This window comes from Pseudovibrio sp. FO-BEG1 (assembly GCF_000236645.1).
Classification (GTDB): Bacteria; Pseudomonadota; Alphaproteobacteria; order Rhizobiales; family Stappiaceae; genus Pseudovibrio.
The window spans coordinates 4,767,239-4,784,098 of the sequence record NC_016642.1 but is presented as its reverse complement, the minus strand read 5'-3'; the positions used below and the strand labels follow the sequence as shown (position 1 = coordinate 4,784,098).

General features: G+C 52.1%; 19 protein-coding genes. 2 read left to right on the top strand and 17 right to left on the bottom strand.

Annotation, left to right across the window (positions count from 1 at the left end; translation table 11 throughout):
- Positions 1-201: 201 nt before the first annotated feature.
- The 3 genes from PSE_RS21495 to PSE_RS21485 are packed head-to-tail and all read right to left on the bottom strand — an operon-like array spanning position 202 to position 2,816.
- Positions 202-1,584 carry an ATP-binding protein gene (locus PSE_RS21495; RefSeq protein WP_014286736.1) on the bottom strand — a complete coding sequence of 461 codons (1,383 nt, stop codon included), beginning with the start codon at positions 1,582-1,584 and terminating at the stop codon, positions 202-204.
- Positions 1,585-1,628: 44 nt separating this feature from the next.
- Positions 1,629-2,330 carry a response regulator gene (locus PSE_RS21490; protein WP_008547432.1) on the bottom strand — a complete coding sequence of 234 codons (702 nt, stop codon included), beginning with the start codon at positions 2,328-2,330 and terminating at the stop codon, positions 1,629-1,631.
- 9 nt (positions 2,331-2,339) lie between these two features.
- On the bottom strand, positions 2,340-2,816 hold the full coding sequence (locus tag PSE_RS21485) for a MarR family winged helix-turn-helix transcriptional regulator (RefSeq protein WP_008548140.1): 477 nt from the start codon (positions 2,814-2,816) through the stop codon (positions 2,340-2,342).
- A 318-nt stretch (positions 2,817-3,134) separates the two neighbouring features.
- On the opposite strand from PSE_RS21485, the gene PSE_RS21480 reads away from it, so the two are divergent.
- Positions 3,135-4,034: a branched-chain amino acid aminotransferase gene (locus PSE_RS21480; protein ID WP_008548062.1), complete on the top strand. Its 900-nt coding sequence runs from the start codon at positions 3,135-3,137 to the stop codon at positions 4,032-4,034.
- A 60-nt stretch (positions 4,035-4,094) separates the two neighbouring features.
- Here PSE_RS21480 and PSE_RS21475 read toward each other — a convergent pair whose 3' ends face one another.
- The 10 genes from PSE_RS21475 to PSE_RS21430 all read right to left on the bottom strand — a co-directional run bounded on the left by PSE_RS21475 (position 4,095) and on the right by PSE_RS21430 (position 13,077).
- Positions 4,095-5,354 (bottom strand): multidrug effflux MFS transporter, encoded by a 1,260-nt coding sequence (locus PSE_RS21475; protein WP_014286734.1) that lies wholly within the window; start codon positions 5,352-5,354, stop codon positions 4,095-4,097.
- Between the two features lie 151 nt (positions 5,355-5,505).
- Positions 5,506-5,991, bottom strand: a complete 486-nt coding sequence (locus PSE_RS21470; RefSeq protein WP_014286733.1) for a molybdenum cofactor biosynthesis protein MoaE — start codon at positions 5,989-5,991, stop codon at positions 5,506-5,508.
- A 46-nt stretch (positions 5,992-6,037) separates the two neighbouring features.
- Entirely contained in the window at positions 6,038-6,289 is a 252-nt protein-coding gene (gene moaD / locus PSE_RS21465; protein WP_014286732.1) for a molybdopterin converting factor subunit 1, read from the bottom strand.
- Positions 6,290-6,349: 60 nt separating this feature from the next.
- A complete protein-coding gene (pgsA, locus tag PSE_RS21460) occupies positions 6,350-6,922 on the bottom strand; it encodes a CDP-diacylglycerol--glycerol-3-phosphate 3-phosphatidyltransferase (protein WP_008547678.1) in 573 nt (190 codons plus the stop codon).
- Between the two features lie 117 nt (positions 6,923-7,039).
- Positions 7,040-7,321, bottom strand: a complete 282-nt coding sequence (locus PSE_RS21455; RefSeq protein WP_014286731.1) for an HlyU family transcriptional regulator — start codon at positions 7,319-7,321, stop codon at positions 7,040-7,042.
- Positions 7,322-7,348: 27 nt separating this feature from the next.
- Positions 7,349-7,984, bottom strand: a complete 636-nt coding sequence (locus PSE_RS21450; protein ID WP_014286730.1) for a thymidine kinase — start codon at positions 7,982-7,984, stop codon at positions 7,349-7,351.
- 117 nt (positions 7,985-8,101) lie between these two features.
- A complete protein-coding gene (locus tag PSE_RS21445) occupies positions 8,102-8,791 on the bottom strand; it encodes an HAD family hydrolase (protein WP_014286729.1) in 690 nt (229 codons plus the stop codon).
- A 49-nt stretch (positions 8,792-8,840) separates the two neighbouring features.
- Positions 8,841-9,872 carry an endonuclease/exonuclease/phosphatase family protein gene (locus PSE_RS21440; protein ID WP_014286728.1) on the bottom strand — a complete coding sequence of 344 codons (1,032 nt, stop codon included), beginning with the start codon at positions 9,870-9,872 and terminating at the stop codon, positions 8,841-8,843.
- Between the two features lie 83 nt (positions 9,873-9,955).
- Positions 9,956-11,989, bottom strand: coding sequence for an excinuclease ABC subunit UvrC (gene uvrC / locus PSE_RS21435; protein WP_014286727.1), 2,034 nt, complete (start codon positions 11,987-11,989; stop codon positions 9,956-9,958).
- A 101-nt stretch (positions 11,990-12,090) separates the two neighbouring features.
- Positions 12,091-13,077, bottom strand: a complete 987-nt coding sequence (locus PSE_RS21430; RefSeq protein ID WP_014286726.1) for a calcium/sodium antiporter — start codon at positions 13,075-13,077, stop codon at positions 12,091-12,093.
- Positions 13,078-13,471: 394 nt separating this feature from the next.
- Between PSE_RS21430 and PSE_RS21425 the strand changes: the two genes are divergently transcribed.
- The gene (locus PSE_RS21425; protein WP_014286725.1) at positions 13,472-14,137 is read left to right on the top strand and encodes an outer membrane protein; all 666 of its coding nucleotides are present in this window, start codon (positions 13,472-13,474) and stop codon (positions 14,135-14,137) included.
- A gap of 55 nt (positions 14,138-14,192) precedes the next feature.
- On the opposite strand, the gene PSE_RS21420 is transcribed toward PSE_RS21425, so the two are convergent.
- From PSE_RS21420 to PSE_RS27255, 4 genes are all read right to left on the bottom strand, one after another.
- A complete protein-coding gene (locus PSE_RS21420) occupies positions 14,193-14,825 on the bottom strand; it encodes a glutathione S-transferase family protein (protein ID WP_014286724.1) in 633 nt (210 codons plus the stop codon).
- A gap of 8 nt (positions 14,826-14,833) precedes the next feature.
- The gene (locus PSE_RS21415; protein ID WP_008547508.1) at positions 14,834-15,451 is read right to left on the bottom strand and encodes a glutathione S-transferase family protein; all 618 of its coding nucleotides are present in this window, start codon (positions 15,449-15,451) and stop codon (positions 14,834-14,836) included.
- A 145-nt stretch (positions 15,452-15,596) separates the two neighbouring features.
- Positions 15,597-16,145, bottom strand: a complete 549-nt coding sequence (gene hemG, locus PSE_RS21410; protein ID WP_037036264.1) for a menaquinone-dependent protoporphyrinogen IX dehydrogenase — start codon at positions 16,143-16,145, stop codon at positions 15,597-15,599.
- Between the two features lie 84 nt (positions 16,146-16,229).
- Positions 16,230-16,754 (bottom strand): hypothetical protein, encoded by a 525-nt coding sequence (locus PSE_RS27255; protein WP_143508329.1) that lies wholly within the window; start codon positions 16,752-16,754, stop codon positions 16,230-16,232.
- Positions 16,755-16,860: the final 106 nt, after the last annotated feature.

Below are 16,860 nucleotides of genomic sequence, written 5' to 3'. Positions count from 1 at the left end.
CCTTATAGGCAAAAGAGGCGACGTTGTTCATCCCAAGAAAGCCCGGGCAAGGCGTGTAGCCAATGCCGAAGAAACATATCTAACAAGTAGCGCAGGTATTGCCTGCCGCCTTGCTCACCCCGATTAACTCGGGAACTCTTGCTTCACCACTGCATGGATTGCCATGTGGTGCTATTGGCATGTCTGCTTGCTTTTTGTTGATTAGATCGGGATACGAATGCGCACGCGCAGGCCGCCGAGAGGGGACTGGCGGAGGAAGATTTCACCGCCGTGGCTTCTGACGATATCCCGCGCAATAGCAAGACCCAGACCTGAGCCACCGCTATCCTGATTGCGGGCCGTATCCAGCCTATGGAACGGGCGGAAGACGTTCTCACGCTCTTCCCGCGGAATGCCAGGGCCATCATCATCGACCGTAATGATCAGCCAATCCGGGGTTCTGTTGCCTTTGATGCGCAGCGTCTTGCCGTATCGGGCGGCGTTGGAGATGACGTTCAGCAGACAACGTCGGAACGCACGGCCTTTGACGATGACGAGAGGATCGCCGTCGAAGGACGAGGATACATCCGCCCCAACAACTTCGGCCTCAACCTCCAGATCTTCCAGCATGAGCGAGATATCAACCGGGGCGGGGGGCTCATCGCCGTAACCCTTGGAGAAGGACAGATAGTCCTCCAACATCCGGTTCATCTCATCCACGTCTTTGCGCAGTGCATCAGCCTCAGGTGATTGAGGCAGCAGCGCAAGCTGTAAGCGGAAGCGGGTGAGAATGGTGCGCAGATCATGGCTAACACCAGCGAGCATGGTGGTGCGTTGGTCCACATGCCGCTCAATCCTGCGGCGCATATCAATGAACGCAAGTGCTGCACGGCGGACTTCCCGGGCCCCGTGAGGCCGGAAGTTGGAGACCTGCCGCCCCTTCCCAAATTCCTCTGCTGCATCGGCTAGTTGCTCGATGGGCCGGATCTGGTTCCGGAGGAACAGCACCGCAATGATGATCAGCACAAGGGACGTGGCCACCATCCACACGATGAAGATGTGCGAGTTGGAAGCATAGGTCTGACTGCGCCGTGCAATGATGCGAAGGGTTTTGTCTTCCAGCTGAATGCGGATCTCAACAAAGCGTGCCGCCCCAACAGTATCGATCCAGAATGGCTTGCCGATACGCGCTGCGATTTCGCGGGTCATGTATCGATCAACAAGATCAAAGAGAGGCTTTGGTTTTGGTGCTGGAAGCGGCTCTTTGGGGAGCACAGAGACTGACAGGCCCAGAGCTCCGGCACTGATCCGTTTGAGCGTCGCATAGTTATCGTCATGAGCATATGTTTCAGCCATGTCGACGACGGCGGCGATTTCTCTGACAACAGCTTCAGAGAGGCGCCGGGTCACGAGGTCGTAGTGGCGCTCCATGAAAACGAAAGCGAGGACTGATTGCAGGATGAGGAAAGGGATGACGATGATCAGAAGGGCGCGGACATACAGGCCTTTAGGAAGGCGGTAGTGCAGCCAGCTTGTCACCGCGAAGTAGGGCGTTAAAAGCGTTCTGACCCATTGCGGGAGTTTGAACCGGTCTGATAAGCCCATAGTCCTCTCACTGTTTGCATGTCTGCTGGCTGTTACTATGACAGCTAGTTGGTAATAAGCCGATAACCTATCCCACGCACAGTTTGCAGGTACAAGGGATTGCCGGGATCTTCCTCAATCTTTCTTCTCAAGCGGTTTACCTGAACATCGATTGTGCGCTCACCGAGAGAAGCATCTGCACCCACCAGATCAGTTCGTGCTACAGTTTGTCCTGGCTTTTCTGCAAAGGTGTTGAGGATCTGTTTCTCACGGTCAGTCAGGCGGACGTGTTCATCATTACGTTTCAGTTCACCGCGCTCGGCATTGTACTGGAATGGACCGAAAGACAGGACTTCCAGCTTCATCTTTGGTTTTGGGCCTCCCCGACGGAGGATGGCGGAAATTCTTAGGAGGAGTTCGCGTGGCTCGAAGGGTTTGGAAACGTAATCATCGACGCCAGCTTCCAGACCCTCAATACGGTCTTCGATTTCGGAGCGGGCAGTGAGCATGAGGATTGGGACAGCTTTGGAGCGGCGCAGGTCTTTGGCGAGCTCAATACCGCTTTCGCCCGGCATCATGACGTCGAGAATGAGGAGGTCGAACTCCAGACCGGATAACCTGCGGCGTGCTTCTTCTGCATCTTTGGCGACGGTGACGCGGAAGCCGTTTTCCCCGAGGAACCTGTTGAGGAGGTCACGGATACGACTGTCGTCATCAATCAGGAGTATGTGAGGTGCATCATCTTCCAGAAGAGCAGAGCGGGCCACGGTAATTCCTCAATCTGTTTGTTTGCCAATGAGACGGGCAACTTCGCTGCGATCGTTCTCATCGATCATAAGATATAAAAACTGGCGGACAATCTCATCACTGCCGTCGGGCATCAGGGAGATCGCCTTATTAATACGCTGCGACTGAAGTTTGGACAGCTGGGCACAAAATTCCGTACCCTTTTCAGTGGTATAAAGCAGGCGCTGGCGGCGGTCCAACGCTCCGGGTTCCTGACAAATGAAGTCTTCATCCACCAACTGTTTCAAAACGCGTCCCAGACTTTGCTTTGTAATCTTCAAAATATCGAGCAAGTCGGAGACTCTGATTCCCGGGTTTCTGTGCACAAAATGGAGAACACGGTGATGGGCACGGCCAAAACCCAGTTCATCAAGAAGCACATCCGGATCACCCGTAAAGTCGCGATAAGCGAAGAAAAACAGTTCAATAAGGTCAAACCGTGGTGAATCGCTGTCTTTTTTGTTCATTTCTTGTCCCGGATAACTGCCTATTTTTTAATCTCATAAAAAATACGTCAGCTATGTTGACTTATTTCAGAATGATAGTTACAAGTTACTCATCGCTGAAGAAAGGAAAGAACTCAACTGCGCTGTGTGCGCAATAGTTGAAAAATTAATTTCTTCATCGGTTTCACATCGTGGGTAGATATTGAACATCTGCAGTTGTAATGCGGCTGGTCGCTATACCTATCCTTTAAGAACTCATTGATTTAGCTAGAACACACCTTGACTGGCAAGGCCTTGCTTTGCCTGCACCGTGAATTGTTCGCCATATGGAGAAGAGAAATGGCGGGTATACCCTTTGATCAGCTGGAAGGCTCAATCTGGTTGGATGGAAAAATCATTCCTTGGTCAGAGGCCCAAGTGCACGTGCTCACGCACGGCTTGCACTACGGAAGCAGTGTGTTCGAAGGTCAGCGTGCGTATGGCGGCGAGATCTTCAAGCTGGAAGAGCACACCAAACGTCTGCATGCATCTGCTGAAGTTCTGGGTTTCACCATTCCGTGGACTGAAGAGCAAATCAACGATGCCTGTAAGCAGATGCTGGTTGAAAACAACCTGACCGACGCCTATCTGCGCCCCGTTGCATGGCGTGGTAGCGAGATGATGGGTATTTCAGCGCAGGCAAACACTATCCATCTGGCGATTGCTGCCTGGGAATGGCCAAGTTATTTCTCTCCTGAAGAGCGCCTGAAAGGTATCCGTCTTGACATGGCGGAGTATCGTCGCCCTGATCCTAAGACCGCGCCGTTCAAGTCCAAAGCTGCTGGTCTTTACATGATCTGCACTATTTCCAAGCATGCCGCTGAAGCAAAGGGTTACTCCGATGCTCTGATGCTGGACTGGCAGGGCCGTGTTGCTGAAGCGACTGGTGCAAACGTCTTCTTCATTAAAGACGGTGCGATCCATACGCCAATCGCGGATTGCTTCCTAGATGGCATCACACGCCGTACAGTGATTGATCTGGCGCGTGCCCGCGGTATCGAAGTGATCGAGCGCCGTATTATGCCTGAGGAAATGGAAGGCTTTGAACAGTGCTTCCTGACTGGTTCCGCTGCTGAAGTTACACCGGTTTCCGAGATCGGCCCTTACAGCTTCGTTCCGGGTGATATCACCAAGTTGATGATCGAGGATTACATGGCTGCCGTTCAGCCAGCTAAAGAAGAGCTGCTTGTCGCAAGCTAAGCTCTGAAGCTCAGAAATTTTAAAGCCCGCGGCTCGGTTGGAGCGGCGGGCTTTTTCGTTTTACTTGGTTGCGAACTGAGGTTGCTCGTGTTGCGGTTTGAAGAGTTTTCCGCTCTCGGTAATCAGAACGCAGATCAGTCCAAGGATTGAGAAGAGGGCCACGCCATAGACGAGTGGTAGCTCAGTCCCATCGTAGAGCTTGCCAATGCCTGCGCCGAGCAATGCGCCGATCAGGGTGGTGATGAAGCCGATCATGGCAGAGCCAGCGCCTGCAACGCGTCCCAATGGTTCCATGGCCATGGTGTTGAAGTTCGGGCCAATGAAGCCGAAGAAGAACATAGCCAGCGACTGAATGGCGATGAACGACACGATGGTCAGCGTACCGCTGTAAGCAATTGCTGCGGTCAACAGAGAGGTAGCTGTAAAGCCCAGCAGAGCCATGTGAGACATTTTTCTCAGGCCATACTTCTCCACCATCTGAGAGTTGAGATAGGAGGAGAGGGCCATAGCGATGGAGATCGCAGCGAAGACAATCGGGAACAAATCGGCGAGAGCGAAGCGTTCCATAAACACTTGTTGTGCTGAGTTGATGAACGCAAACAGGCAGGCAAAGACGAAGGTCATCGCCATCATGTAGCCAACGGTAACTCGAGTGGTTAGGGCCAGACGATAAGCGCTCAGGATCGACCGGGCTTCCAGCGGACGTTGATTTACAGGATCAAGGCTCTCTGGCAGGCGCATAAGGCACCACACCAGAAGGAGGACACCGAACATGGTCAGAGCTGCAAACACCCCCTGCCATGGTGCAAACCACAGAACGACCTGACCCAGGAATGGGGCTATGACAGGTGCAATCTGGAAAGCGACCATGACGAGGGACATCACCTTGCCCATCTGACGGCCACTGTACCAGTCTCTGATCATGGAGATAGAGGCAACCCTTGGGGCTGCCGCGCCAACGCCCTGCAGCGCACGGGCGGCGAGCATGTGCTCGTAGCTCATGGCAAACGTCGAGTACACTCCGCCTATGATGTAAAGGCTAAGGCCGATCAAAAGCGTGGTTCTTCGACCAATCGTATCCGAGAGCGGACCGAAAAAGAGGGAAGCACAAGCAAGACCAATCATGTAGGCCGTGATCACCAGCTGGCGATCATTGTCAGCGACAGACAATGCTTCGCTCATGGCTGGGAGAGCCGGAAGCATCATAGACGTCGCAACCGCGTTCAGCGCCATAAGCGCTGCAACAAGGCTGACAATTTCCCATAAGGAAAGCCCAGGATGAGGTACTCGCTCATGCTGCAGATCAGAAACTGCAGACATCAGAGACCTGTTTGTTGGGTGCAAAAAGGTAAGAGGCCGCGATTGCGACCTAATAAACTTAAATTAGCTTCTATTTGAACTGGCAAACATGGCTATGTCAAGGCAAGTGCCAGTCCATTGTTGCGTGATGCATGTTTATGAGATGCTGAAGTTATTTGGCTTTTTCTTCATTCCAGCGTGCTGCATCTGCATCATCTGCCGCTTTAGCTTCAACCCAGGTGCCTTCAGAAGCATCTTTAAGATGTTCCTTCTTCCAGAAAGGTGCCTGCGTTTTCAGGAAGTCCATCAGAAAGTCGGCGGCTTCAAATGCTGCACGACGGTGTGGGCTGGTTGCAATGACCAACACGATGTTCTCACCTGGTGGGATTTTGCCAAAACGGTGAATGATGGTGAGGCCGGTGATTGGCCAGCGATCCACGGCTTGCTGTGCAAACTTGGAGATCTGAGCCTCAGCCATCCCCGGGTAGTGCTCTAGCTCAAGGGCTTCGAGTGTGCCGCCTTCATCACGGCAAAGGCCTGTAAATGTGACGATTGCGCCAACATCCTTGCGGCCTTTAGTGAGGATTTCGGTCTCTGCCAGAACATCGAAATCCGCAGCCTGAACGCGGACTGTATACTCTGTGGTGCTGTTTGCCATGGTATTCGCAGACTTTCGGAATTGCTGGAAGAAGGAAAAGTGATCCTCAACCGCCTGTCATTGGCGGGAAGAATGCGACTTCTTCTGTTCCAGTCAGAACGTGGTCTTCCTCTACGTGTTCCTGGTCAACGGCAATACGAATGGTTTCTGGCTGCTCAAACGCGAAGGCATAGCCTTCATCGCGAGCTGCAAGCCAACTCATCAAATCACCAGTCGTTTTGACGTTTTCCGGAAGCTCAATGGTTTCCTCGGAGGTTCCAGTACGTTCACGCAGCCAAGCGAAATAACGAATTTTCATGAGATTGAGCCCCGGTCTTATATGGCTTCCTTAGAGCGGAAGCCTCGTCTTTTACAGGAATTAGTCTTCAATCAGATGGCCAATTCCAGCGCGGAAGTAGTCATAGCCCGTATATAGGGTCAAAATCGCTGCGACCCAAAGTAGCACGATGCCGGTTGAAGTGGTGTACGGGAAGATGACGTCCCCTGCCTGGCCTGCCAACAGAAAGCCAAGTGCAATAAGCTGGACTGTGGTTTTCCATTTAGCCAGTTTGGTCACGGGCACTGAAACACGAAGCTCAGCAAGGAACTCACGCAAGCCGGAAACAAGGATTTCTCGGCAGAGAATAATGATTGCTGCAAAGATGGACCAGTTTCCGATTGTCTGATCCCACGCCAACATAAGGAGGCAAACTGAAACAAGAAGCTTGTCAGCAATCGGGTCGAGCATACGGCCAAGGGCGGACTGTTGCTGCCAAATTCTGGCGAGATAACCGTCAAAGAAATCTGTGATGGCAGCTACGAAGAAGATACCTAATGCAATCCAACGTGCAGTGTGGGTCGGGAAATAGAAACACACAGCCAGAGCTGGCACAGCAGCAATGCGGCCGTAAGTAAGAATATTTGGAAGCGAAAATATAAGCTTACGGGACATATGGACCTTCAAGTTTACGCGGCTAACAAGCGCTCATACTCAGGGTGTGCACATCCAAGCGGGTCCTGTCAATTGTGGCCCGCGTATTTGTGCAGGACTTTGGGGGAGTATGTGGGATTATGTAAACATCCCGTCACCCATTTCCTTAATGATCTGCTTTGCCTTGCGCGAAGAGAACTCTTTTGCTTCATCTTCAGATGCATGTGTGTCTGCGCGGATGAAGACATGTTCTTTGGTCTCTTCACCAAACTGCTTGGTGATGCGGCCTGCGGTTTGCCACTGGCCACCACGGCGGGATGGCTCAGAATAGATCAGATAACCCTCGAACTCTTCTGCCTTTGCAGCTGGAGCTGAGTTTTCGTCTTTGTTGCCGCCAAACAGACGTGAGAAAAAGCCCATGGTAGTTCTCCCAGACTAAACGTGGTTTCAGTGGTCTACAGGTTCGCACAGGATGTCTGCGAGCGCATCCTTGTTTTCAGTTGGCTCGCCAAGTTTGCGCATGGACCAATGTTTTCTGCAGAGCGAGATGTAGGATTCCTCACCGCCGATGACAACCTGGTCGCCTTCTTCAACAATGTTGCCGCTCTCATCCATACGCGCCACCATGGTTGCTTTAGAGCCGCACCAGCATATGGTTCTGACTTCGCGAAGGATGTCTGCGATTGCAAGAAGCGCGGCACTGCCTGGGAACATCTTGCCCTGGAAATCGGTTCTAAGGCCATATGCCATCACAGGAATGCGGAGGTGATCAGCAACACGGGCGAGCTGCCAGACCTGCTCTTCCGTCAGGAACTGCGCTTCGTCGATAAAGACGGCGTTGATTTGCTGCTCTTTGAGCTGCTCTTCGATGCAGGCGAACAGATCGAGTTCGGTGTCGTAGATCAGAGCGTCTGATTTGAGGCCAATACGCGACGAGATTTCTCCGACCTTGGTGCGGTTGTCGAGTGCTGCTGTGAACAGCAGGCTGCGCATGCCACGTTCCTGATAGTTGTAGGAGGCCTGCAGCAGCAGAGTGGACTTACCAGCATTCATTGCGGAGAAATTGAAATATAGTTTTGCCATTGGCCCTTCGCGGCGCAGAGCGCCTCATCGCGTTCAATCTGATTAGGTCTTCATACATGGATTCGCGAGTGAGGCCAGAACCATGGGAGGTTACTCACAAGGTTCAGTGGCAAACTTTCAGCGGGAGGCGTATCCAGCTACCAAACTAGGTAATTCTCTCATGCAGGCGATGGAATGATCTGGCAGGACAGGGGAGCTGTTGTCGTGATGAAGAGGATTAAACCAGACGGATGTGGCGCCGATATTGTTTGCACCTGCGATGTCGTGTTCCAGTGAATCTCCGACATGAATGAGTTTGTCCGGGCTCATCCCGGCCATTGAGAGCATGGCATCGAAGAGGCGAGGGTCTGGTTTTCTGTAGGGGTATTCTTCTGCCATCACCACGAAGTCGAAGAGGTGGGAGATCCCTGCACTTTTTGGACAGGAGTTGCCGTTGGTGATTAGCGCTGTTTTGTAGTTTCGCTTTAGTGTCGCGAGTGTTTCTTTGACATGGGGATAGAAGTAGGGATCACCAAATCGGACTCTTTTGAAGATCTCCAATGCCTGCTCGGATAATTCCTTAGCATTGCTCAGTGGATTAAGGGCTTGTTCAAATGAGGCTCTTCGTATTTCTAACAATCGGATATTGTTGGGATCTGCGTCTTCCGCGAGCGACTGCCGTATCCTTTTAAGTCGCCTGGGTGTGATGGGTTTCTCTGAGTAGTGACTGAGAAAACTTGCAGTAGTGATCAGGGCTTCATCGAGAATGCGTTGAAAGTCAAAGAGGGTTTGGTCTGCGTCGAACGATATGAGCAATTCTCGTGGCATTCCAAGTTTCCCTCCGGATTAGTTCCTAGAAAGTTATTATAGCCTTACTTTAAGGTAATATGTGAAGTGTTGCGAAGATTGGAAAATGGTCTGAGCCGACGTCTTCGCCAATCATAAGGTCTTTGATGATTATTTTTTCAGAAGAGGTGATGTGATCGACTTTAGACCCCAACACCTTTCCAAGGAATGGATTGATAAAATATCGCGTGGTCTGCGGAACGAAGCTTGTGAATGTTGTTTTCAGCTTCAGGTCAGCAAGCAACTTCTGGAAGGTATCTGACCAGACCGGAGTGTTCCAGTCCCCTAAAACCATAATGGGTGTATCTGTCCGATGTTCCTGAATGTGCTTGGACACATAATCCACATAGGTCGTGCGTCCATTTAGTCTACGTTTGCTGCGCGGGCTCGCTGGGTGGATTGCGTAAAGCTGAATTTTTCGGCCATTAACATTGACATCTGCGCTCAAGAATTCACGGGGAATATAACCGTTGAACCCCAGCCCCGGTACAAGGTTGCGCTTTGAGTTCTCTAATGGGAACTTACTGAAGACTGTGAGATCGGTGTCTTTCTTTTCAGGGGGAAGGATAGCGTACTGATAGTTTTCTCTCAGGAATGCTTGGAGGCGCGGGGTTGCGCTCGCGGTTTCCTGAAACACGATCAGGTCGGGTTGGCGTTTTTCGATGAGTTCCTGCAGAGCTTCTTTTCCGAACTGCATATGCAGGAGGTTAAGGCTCATGACGTTGAAGCTCTTACTGTCCGGATGGTTTTCCAGAATAGCGGTGGGCTGTCTGACAAGGCGAATGCTGGTGACCATCCAGAAACTGGAGATGATCAAGCCAAGAAGGCACAGCAGATGAAGCCAATGCAGTCTTCTGGCCATCACTAGCCAGATCAGGAGACCGATAAAACCTGCAGCGATAAGTTGCGGGATGAAGAAAGCAGCTGCTTCGCTGAGAAGGTTGCCCGGTGCAACCAGAGAGAACAGAAGCAGGAAGGTGACAGCAAGCGTTCCGGCACGGACCAGATGAAGCAGTATTGGGGTATTTGGCTTCTTCTTTAAAAATACCCTGTCTGACCGCACTGACTTCACCTTTGGCTGTTAAATTTTATCGAGAATAGCGCAGAGTGGTTTTCTATTTGTAAAAACAATGCGTTATCCCGTGATTATTCGTGAAAGTGATTGTAAATCAGCTTGGCTATGCTTTCGGAGATACCAGAGACAGCTCTCAGATCGTCGATGCCTGCCTTTGAGACGGCTTTTGCCGTACCGAAATGACGGAGCAAAACGCGCTTTCTTGCCGGGCCGATGCCAGCGATTTCATCCAGTGGGTTGGCAACAATAGTTTTTTTGCGACGGGCTCTGTGAGAGCCGATGGCAAAGCGGTGGGCTTCATCTCGCATACGTTGGACGAAATACAGAACCGGGTCACGCTCTGGCAGCATGAAACTTTGCTCTCCAGTTACGAAGAACTTTTCGCGGCCTGCGTCGCGGTCCGGGCCTTTTGCGATGCCAACGAGTGGAATGTCGGTGATGCCCATTTCTTCCAGTGTTTCACGCACAGCGCTCAGCTGTCCTTTACCACCATCGATCAGAACCAGATCTGGCCATGCAGGGATGTCGGCGTTTGAAGGCGCGATGTCCTGCTCATCACTTTTGGTTTCCTGGCTCGCTTTGGATTGTGACTTGAAGCGAGCAGCCTGTTCGTAACCTTCCGGGTTTTCTTTCTGGAGGCGTGCAAAGCGGCGGGAGAGGACTTCTCGCATCATGCCGTAGTCATCGCCGGGGATCAGGTCTTCCGACTTGATGTTGAATTTTCTGTACTGGCCCTTTGCAAAGCCATCAGAACCAGCAACGATCATTCCACCAACCGCGTTGGTTCCCGAAATGTGAGAGTTATCGAAGACGTCGATGCGGCGCGGGGTACGGTCCAGTCCAAAGGCTTCTGCAACGCCTTTCAGGAGTTTCAACTGGCTTGAGGTTTCGGCAAGTCTCCGGCCTAGTGCGCCTTTGGCATTGGTGAGCGCATGTTCCACCAGCTCGCGTTTTTCTCCGCGTTTTGGTGTTGCGACTTCAACCTTGCGGTTTGCGCGGGCTGTCAGGGCTTCTGCCAGCAGATCTTGTTCTTCGAGGTCATGAGAAAGCAAGACCATACGCGGTGGTGGTTTGTCCTCGTAGAACTGGGAGAGGAAGCTCTCCAGAATTTCAGAGGGTTCGTAGCTTTTATCCGCCTTTGGGAAGTAAGCGCGGTTGCCCCAGTTCTGTCCTGTACGGAAGAAGAAGACCTGAACGCATGTCTGGCCACCCTCCTGATAGGTGGCGAAGACGTCAGCTTCTTCGATGCCTTGCGGGTTAATCCCCTGATGGCTCTGAACGTGAGAGAGCGCTGCAATACGGTCGCGATAGACTGCAGCTTGTTCAAAGTCGAGGTTCTCGGAGGCCTTTTCCATGGCCTGAGCGAGTTCCTGCTTGATGAGCTGGCTTTTCCCGGAGAGGAAGGACTTTGCTTCAGCCACAAGGCCTTTGTAGTCTTCTATCGAGATCTCGCCGGTGCATGGCGCTGCACAGCGTTTGATTTGATAGAGCAGGCAAGGGCGTGAGCGGTTGGAGTAGTAGCTGTCAGAGCAGTTGCGGATCAGGAACGCCTTCTGCATGGCGTTGATGGTGTCGTTTACTGCGCCTGCAGAGGCAAATGGGCCGAAGTAGTCACCCTTCCTAATGCGTGCGCCGCGATGTTTGATCAGGGCAGGTGCCTCATGATCAGCGCTGATCAGGATGTACGGGAAAGATTTGTCGTCCCGCAGAAGCACGTTGAAGCGAGGCCGTAACCGCTTGATCAAGTTTGCTTCCAGCAGCAGGGCTTCAGGCTCTGTGCGGGTTTCTACAAACTCCATGGCAGCAGTCGCCATGATCATCCGCATGATGCGGTTGGATTGTCCTTGCAGCCGCGTATAGCTGGTCACACGCTTTTTGAGTGAGCGGGCCTTACCGACGTAGAGGACTTCGCCGTCCTCATCAAACATACGGTAGACGCCAGGACCAAGTGGCAGGCGTTTGACGAAATCAGCGATGACTTCAACGCCTTTTACGCCCGGCTTGCGCGGGGAGGCATTGCTTTCGAACTGGATTTCCGGAGTGCTCTCAGGCACATCGACATTGTCTTCTGCTTGGGCAGGCATGTCAGATGTGTCTTTGGCCATGGTCCGTTCGCTCTCGGTATGTTCAGAAGTAAAATATGGAAACGCACCTTATCCGATTCAACGGCAGGTGCGTTCTCTCAAAAGCGCTTTAGTTGTGTCTCTTAGATGAAATCCAGAGCAAATACGCCGTAGATGTAAGCGACGTAAGCAACACTTAGGAATATGCCCCATGCTTTGCCAAGGCACAGGCGCTTGGCTGCGAAGATGTAGAGCAGCACGGCACAGGCCAACATGACCCAGATATCATAGACGAGGATCTGTTCCGGGATCGGGATCGGGATAACGGTGACCGTGATCCCCATGATAGCGAGCAGGTTGAAAACGTTGGAGCCGATGACGTTGCCAAGTGCGACTGCGGAGTGCTGACGAATCGCTGCCATCACGGTCGTAGCGAGTTCTGGTAGGGAAGTACCGAGAGCAACGACTGTCAGGCCGATCACGGCATCAGAAACACCCCAGGAAGAAGCAACGTCGGTTGCGCCTGAGATGGTCAGCTGCGCGCCGAGTGGCAGGCCGATGAGGCCGAGGATCAGAAAGAGAGCTGCAATGCCTTTGTTTTCCGGTACGGAATCGACGTCGAGATCGTCTTCTTCATCATCGTCGGAGTCTGTCGTGCAGCAGGAGCCGTTTTCCTTCTTGTGCTTCTTCGTTGCGCGAACGGAATCGCCAAGGAAAATCGCGAGCAAGATGAGAAGGCCGATGCCTGCGTAGTGGGTGAGGGTGCCCATAAAGCAGAGTGCGGCAAAGATTACAGAGACCACCAGCATGAACAGGGCATTTCTCTGAGCGCCATTTTCATCGCATGGTGTTGTTGCGATGAGGGCTGGAACGCCGAGCACGAGCAGAACGTTGGCGATGTTGGAACCAACCACGTTGCCGATTGCAACGCCGCTAACGCCATCGAAAGCAGCCTTCAGAGAGATGAAGAGTTCTGGTGCAGAGGTACCAAAGGCGACGATGGTCAAGCCAATGATGAGTGTTGGAATTCCCAATGCCTGAGCAATTGACACAGCGCCGCGTACAAGCAGGTCACCGGCAAAGATCAAGAGTGCGAGACCTCCGAGGAGGGCAGCATATGAGAAAAGCATAGGCTGAAATTCCAATTATATATGGTTTTTTGTTTACACCGAAGGGGGCAGACAAGAGTCTGACCGGGTATATAGACAGGTTTGCGGCGTTCTTGAAGTGTCTCAGATCACTTTTGATACCTGATCTCTGCAAAAATTTCAGTCGGCAGAAATGATCACAGCTTGTGTATAGTAAAAAGGCCACTCAAATAGTATATATTACCTAGCGTAAACAATAGGTTGTCAAAGTCGCCATATTCTTTCTGTAGTTTGCCTTGAATTAACCAGAATTCGCGTCAGATCCAGCCACAAAGTCAAATCATACCTTTCTCCATCCTGGGGCGGTCTCATTTGATCGCCTTCCCCCAGCGGATGTGCTTCATGCGCTCCGCCTATATTTGTTGGAGAATGATACATGCTGCGTATTGCGTCTTGTACCGCTATTGCTTTCGGTCTGATGGCCGGCACTTCCCTTGCTGCTGACCTCCCTCAGCCAGTGCAGCCAAGTCAGCCAGAAATTTCTTATGAAACACCAGCGACCTTTTCTGCGTATGACTGGTCCGGCGCTTACATTGGTGCCAACGCTGGCTGGGGTTTCCTCAGCGCTGATGGCAAAAGCGGTGCATCCGGTGCTCTGGATGACGACCAGAATGGTGTAACTGCAGGCGTTCACGCTGGTTACAACTTCATGGTTGCTCCTAGCGTTGTGCTGGGTGGTGAAGCTGACATTCAGTACAATGACCTTGAAGAGAAAAGCGCTGGCGTAGAGCTGCAGTCTGACTGGAATGCGACTGTTCGTGCTCGTGCTGGTTACGCTCTCGACCGTACCCTCGTATACGGTACAGGTGGTGCTGCATTCAAAGACCTGACTGCAAAATCTTCTGCAGGCAAGGATGAGAAAACTGCGATTGGTTACGTTGTAGGTGCTGGTGTTGAACACGCAGTAACCGACACTCTGACTGCTCGCCTCGAATACCTCTACCAGGATTTCGGCGACCAGAAGTTTGACTTCGGTGGCACTACTGAGAAAACCAAGATCGATGAAAATCTGGTACGCGCAGGCGTATCCATGAAGTTCTAATTGAACGGATTTTCTGCATTAAAGGCGCATGCTTCTGGCATGCGCCTTTTTTGTTTTAGCTTCTTTCGAGCATCTCTGGTGCCAGTGTTTCATTGTAGGCAGGCACCTGCTCCACAAAGGCGTCATGCCAACGTACGAGCTCCGGATTTTCTCGGCGCCAGTCGCCGTTGGCCCGTAAGTCCAGATAACCCAATGAACATGCCAGAGCGATTTGAGCGCAGTCCGGGATGCCATTGGTTTGTGCGGGTGTTGGAAGCGGTTGGTCGTTGAACGCTTTGAGTGTGCGGTTGACCTTGCCTTGTTGGCGCTCGATCCAGATTGTGTTCCAGTGTTCTTCCGGATGATTTCTGGTTTCGATCTGCGCCTGAATGGCTGCATCTGTGATGCCATCTGCCATTGCCTGCTTTGTTAGCGCTGAGATGCGTGCTTCACCTGTTGGGATGATCTTGCCGCCACCTGCGAGCATGTCGAGCAGCTCCAGTGCAACGCGGCTGTCGTAAACGATCTCGCTGTTTTCCAGCAGGAGTGTTGGGACTTTTGCAAGCGGGTTCTGCTCGTACAAGGATCCTTCAGAGGCTCGGGTGTCTGCCCAGTCGATTTTGACCTGATCTTCAAGACCAAGAACAGCCGCAGCGATGCGTGCCTTCCTCCCATATGGAGAGGTTGGTGATGTGCGAAGGATGATCATTGCAGCACTTATGCTCCTGGCTCAGGCTTGGTTTTGTCGTAGGCTGGAACACTGGATGCGAAGTCATCAAGCCATGCGACGAGCTTTGGATAGGACTTGCGCCATTCACCTGCAAAGCGCAGATCAAGATATCCGAGCGCGCAAGCCAGAGCGATCTGTGCAGCATCTGGTGAGTTGTGCTGAACTTGCGGGAGTGGAGTGTTTTCAAAGGCAGTAAGCGCGCGATCTACTTTGGCCTGCTGGTAGTCTACCCAGTCCTGATGCTTCTTCTCTTCAGGGCGCATACGGCCTTCATAGACGATCTGGATTGCTGCATCACAGATGCCATCCGCGAGTGCTTGCTTGGTCAGAATGTCGAAGCGTTCAGCACCGGCAGGGATCAGCTTTTCACCGCCTGCCATATAGTCCAGATATTCGGTGATCACGCGGCTATCATAGAGCACATTGCCGTCTTCTAGAATGAGACACGGGATCTTGCCGAGTGGGTTTTGCTGGCGCAGCGTATCGTTTGGGTCCAGTGTCTTAGCGACTTCCACGTTCACTTTATCTGCGAAGCCTAACACATACAGCGCGAGCTTGATTTTGCGACCAAACGGAGAAGCGCTGGAGGAACGAAGAGTTTGCATGGCAGCCACCTGTAAAACACTAAATCATGTTGTTACGCGCATCCTTGTCCGAAAACCGTAATTACTTTTCGGGGAGACGCTCTAGGAGAATTGAGTGGTCTGCACGATATCCGTGTTTCTTCCAATAATGCAAGTGACTTCACTGCTAAAGTGCCCGTGCCTCTCGTGGACTTGCAAGTTCTTCTGCAAAGCGCTCAACGGCTTGCCAATCCGTGAACTCGATGGAGAGAGATGGGTCTGTTGGACCATTGGTCATCTTCATGATGAGTTGGATCATTAGGCGATCCCACGGTTTGTAATCAGGGTAGTTGAGCGCACCTGCAAAGACAGCAGTCTGTTTTGGCTGGAACTTTGATTTTTCGAGGAATTTCCTGAGATATGCGTTGGTTTCTGGTGTGCTCTTTTCGGCTTTTCGAGCTGTCAGGTTGACTGAGAAAAAGGCTGTATGAGCTGCATTCAGTTCGCTTAGGTTTTGCTGCACGAACTGGCGTACTGGCTTGAGATGAAAGCCGTAGCGGATGGGCGCACCGATCAGAATGCTGGCATCGTGCAGATCAGAGGGGAGTGGCTCCATCCCCGTTACAAGGGGGAGGAAGACAACCTTTTCTCCTTTGAGTTCAAGAATCTCTGAGATCTTGCCAATTATTTTTCTGGTTTGGCCATCATGGCTTGCGTAGGCGAGATAGTGTTTCATCAACTGCATACCCGTAGGACTGAGCTGGATGGATTATAGATCTCCAGCTTTCTTCGTCCTACGAGGCATGATGTAGCAAGGCTGTTAGCGCGGAATGATTTCCTGTTCTGGGCGAACGGTTCGGCATTCGCCGTCGTAGACTCGGAACTTGTCGAGGCCATCGATACACGCTTTGACCCCCCACGAAATGCCAAGGAAGCCATCGTATTGTACGAGTGCGTAATAAATTCGGTAGCGGGCATCGTCTGTCAGTGTGGCGATGCCATTGCAGTAACGTCGTCCAACGGGACTGGGTCTTCTGATTGTGAACTCGGACTCGCGAATGTCTTCAATCAGCTTGATCTGCAATCCACCATAGTAGCTGGGCACTGCACGGGCGATCTGGCGGGCAACAGCGCGTTGGGCTTTGCCGGAGTCGCAGGCCGGAAGGTAGTCGCCGGACCATCCGAAATAGACCTTCTCATCTGGATCGATGAAGTCTTCCTTGTCTATCTGAGGGATGTTGGAGTCATAGGTTCCCGGAGGGACAAGATCAGCGGCAAATGTCGTCCCAGTGGCAACACTCAATACAGTTGCAGTCAATAGTGTGAGGATTGATCTCGCGCGCATTAACACTCTCCACGGAAAGGCTGGCTGGTCTTGAACAGCAGAAGGCTGCCTGCAGGAAGCGTGAATGCACCAGCCTCTTTATAAGGCGCGACGAGATACAAAAAGC

Excerpts from the sequence above, each read along its gene's own strand:
- PSE_RS21495 (WP_014286736.1), bottom strand. The coding sequence starts at position 1,584 with ATGGGCTTATCAGACCGGTTCAAACTCCCGCAATGGGTCAGAACGCTT.
- PSE_RS21485 (WP_008548140.1), bottom strand. The coding sequence starts at position 2,816 with ATGAACAAAAAAGACAGCGATTCACCACGGTTTGACCTTATTGAACTG.
- PSE_RS21480 (WP_008548062.1), top strand. The coding sequence starts at position 3,135 with ATGGCGGGTATACCCTTTGATCAGCTGGAAGGCTCAATCTGGTTGGAT.
- PSE_RS21475 (WP_014286734.1), bottom strand. The coding sequence starts at position 5,354 with ATGTCTGCAGTTTCTGATCTGCAGCATGAGCGAGTACCTCATCCTGGG.
- PSE_RS21470 (WP_014286733.1), bottom strand. The coding sequence starts at position 5,991 with ATGGCAAACAGCACCACAGAGTATACAGTCCGCGTTCAGGCTGCGGAT.
- moaD (WP_014286732.1), bottom strand. The coding sequence starts at position 6,289 with ATGAAAATTCGTTATTTCGCTTGGCTGCGTGAACGTACTGGAACCTCC.
- pgsA (WP_008547678.1), bottom strand. The coding sequence starts at position 6,922 with ATGTCCCGTAAGCTTATATTTTCGCTTCCAAATATTCTTACTTACGGC.
- PSE_RS21455 (WP_014286731.1), bottom strand. The coding sequence starts at position 7,321 with ATGGGCTTTTTCTCACGTCTGTTTGGCGGCAACAAAGACGAAAACTCA.
- PSE_RS21450 (WP_014286730.1), bottom strand. The coding sequence starts at position 7,984 with ATGGCAAAACTATATTTCAATTTCTCCGCAATGAATGCTGGTAAGTCC.
- PSE_RS21445 (WP_014286729.1), bottom strand. The coding sequence starts at position 8,791 with ATGCCACGAGAATTGCTCATATCGTTCGACGCAGACCAAACCCTCTTT.
- uvrC (WP_014286727.1), bottom strand. The coding sequence starts at position 11,989 with ATGGCCAAAGACACATCTGACATGCCTGCCCAAGCAGAAGACAATGTC.
- PSE_RS21430 (WP_014286726.1), bottom strand. The coding sequence starts at position 13,077 with ATGCTTTTCTCATATGCTGCCCTCCTCGGAGGTCTCGCACTCTTGATC.
- PSE_RS21425 (WP_014286725.1), top strand. The coding sequence starts at position 13,472 with ATGCTGCGTATTGCGTCTTGTACCGCTATTGCTTTCGGTCTGATGGCC.
- PSE_RS21420 (WP_014286724.1), bottom strand. The coding sequence starts at position 14,825 with ATGATCATCCTTCGCACATCACCAACCTCTCCATATGGGAGGAAGGCA.
- PSE_RS21415 (WP_008547508.1), bottom strand. The coding sequence starts at position 15,451 with ATGCAAACTCTTCGTTCCTCCAGCGCTTCTCCGTTTGGTCGCAAAATC.
- hemG (WP_037036264.1), bottom strand. The coding sequence starts at position 16,145 with ATGAAACACTATCTCGCCTACGCAAGCCATGATGGCCAAACCAGAAAA.
- PSE_RS27255 (WP_143508329.1), bottom strand. The coding sequence starts at position 16,754 with ATGCGCGCGAGATCAATCCTCACACTATTGACTGCAACTGTATTGAGT.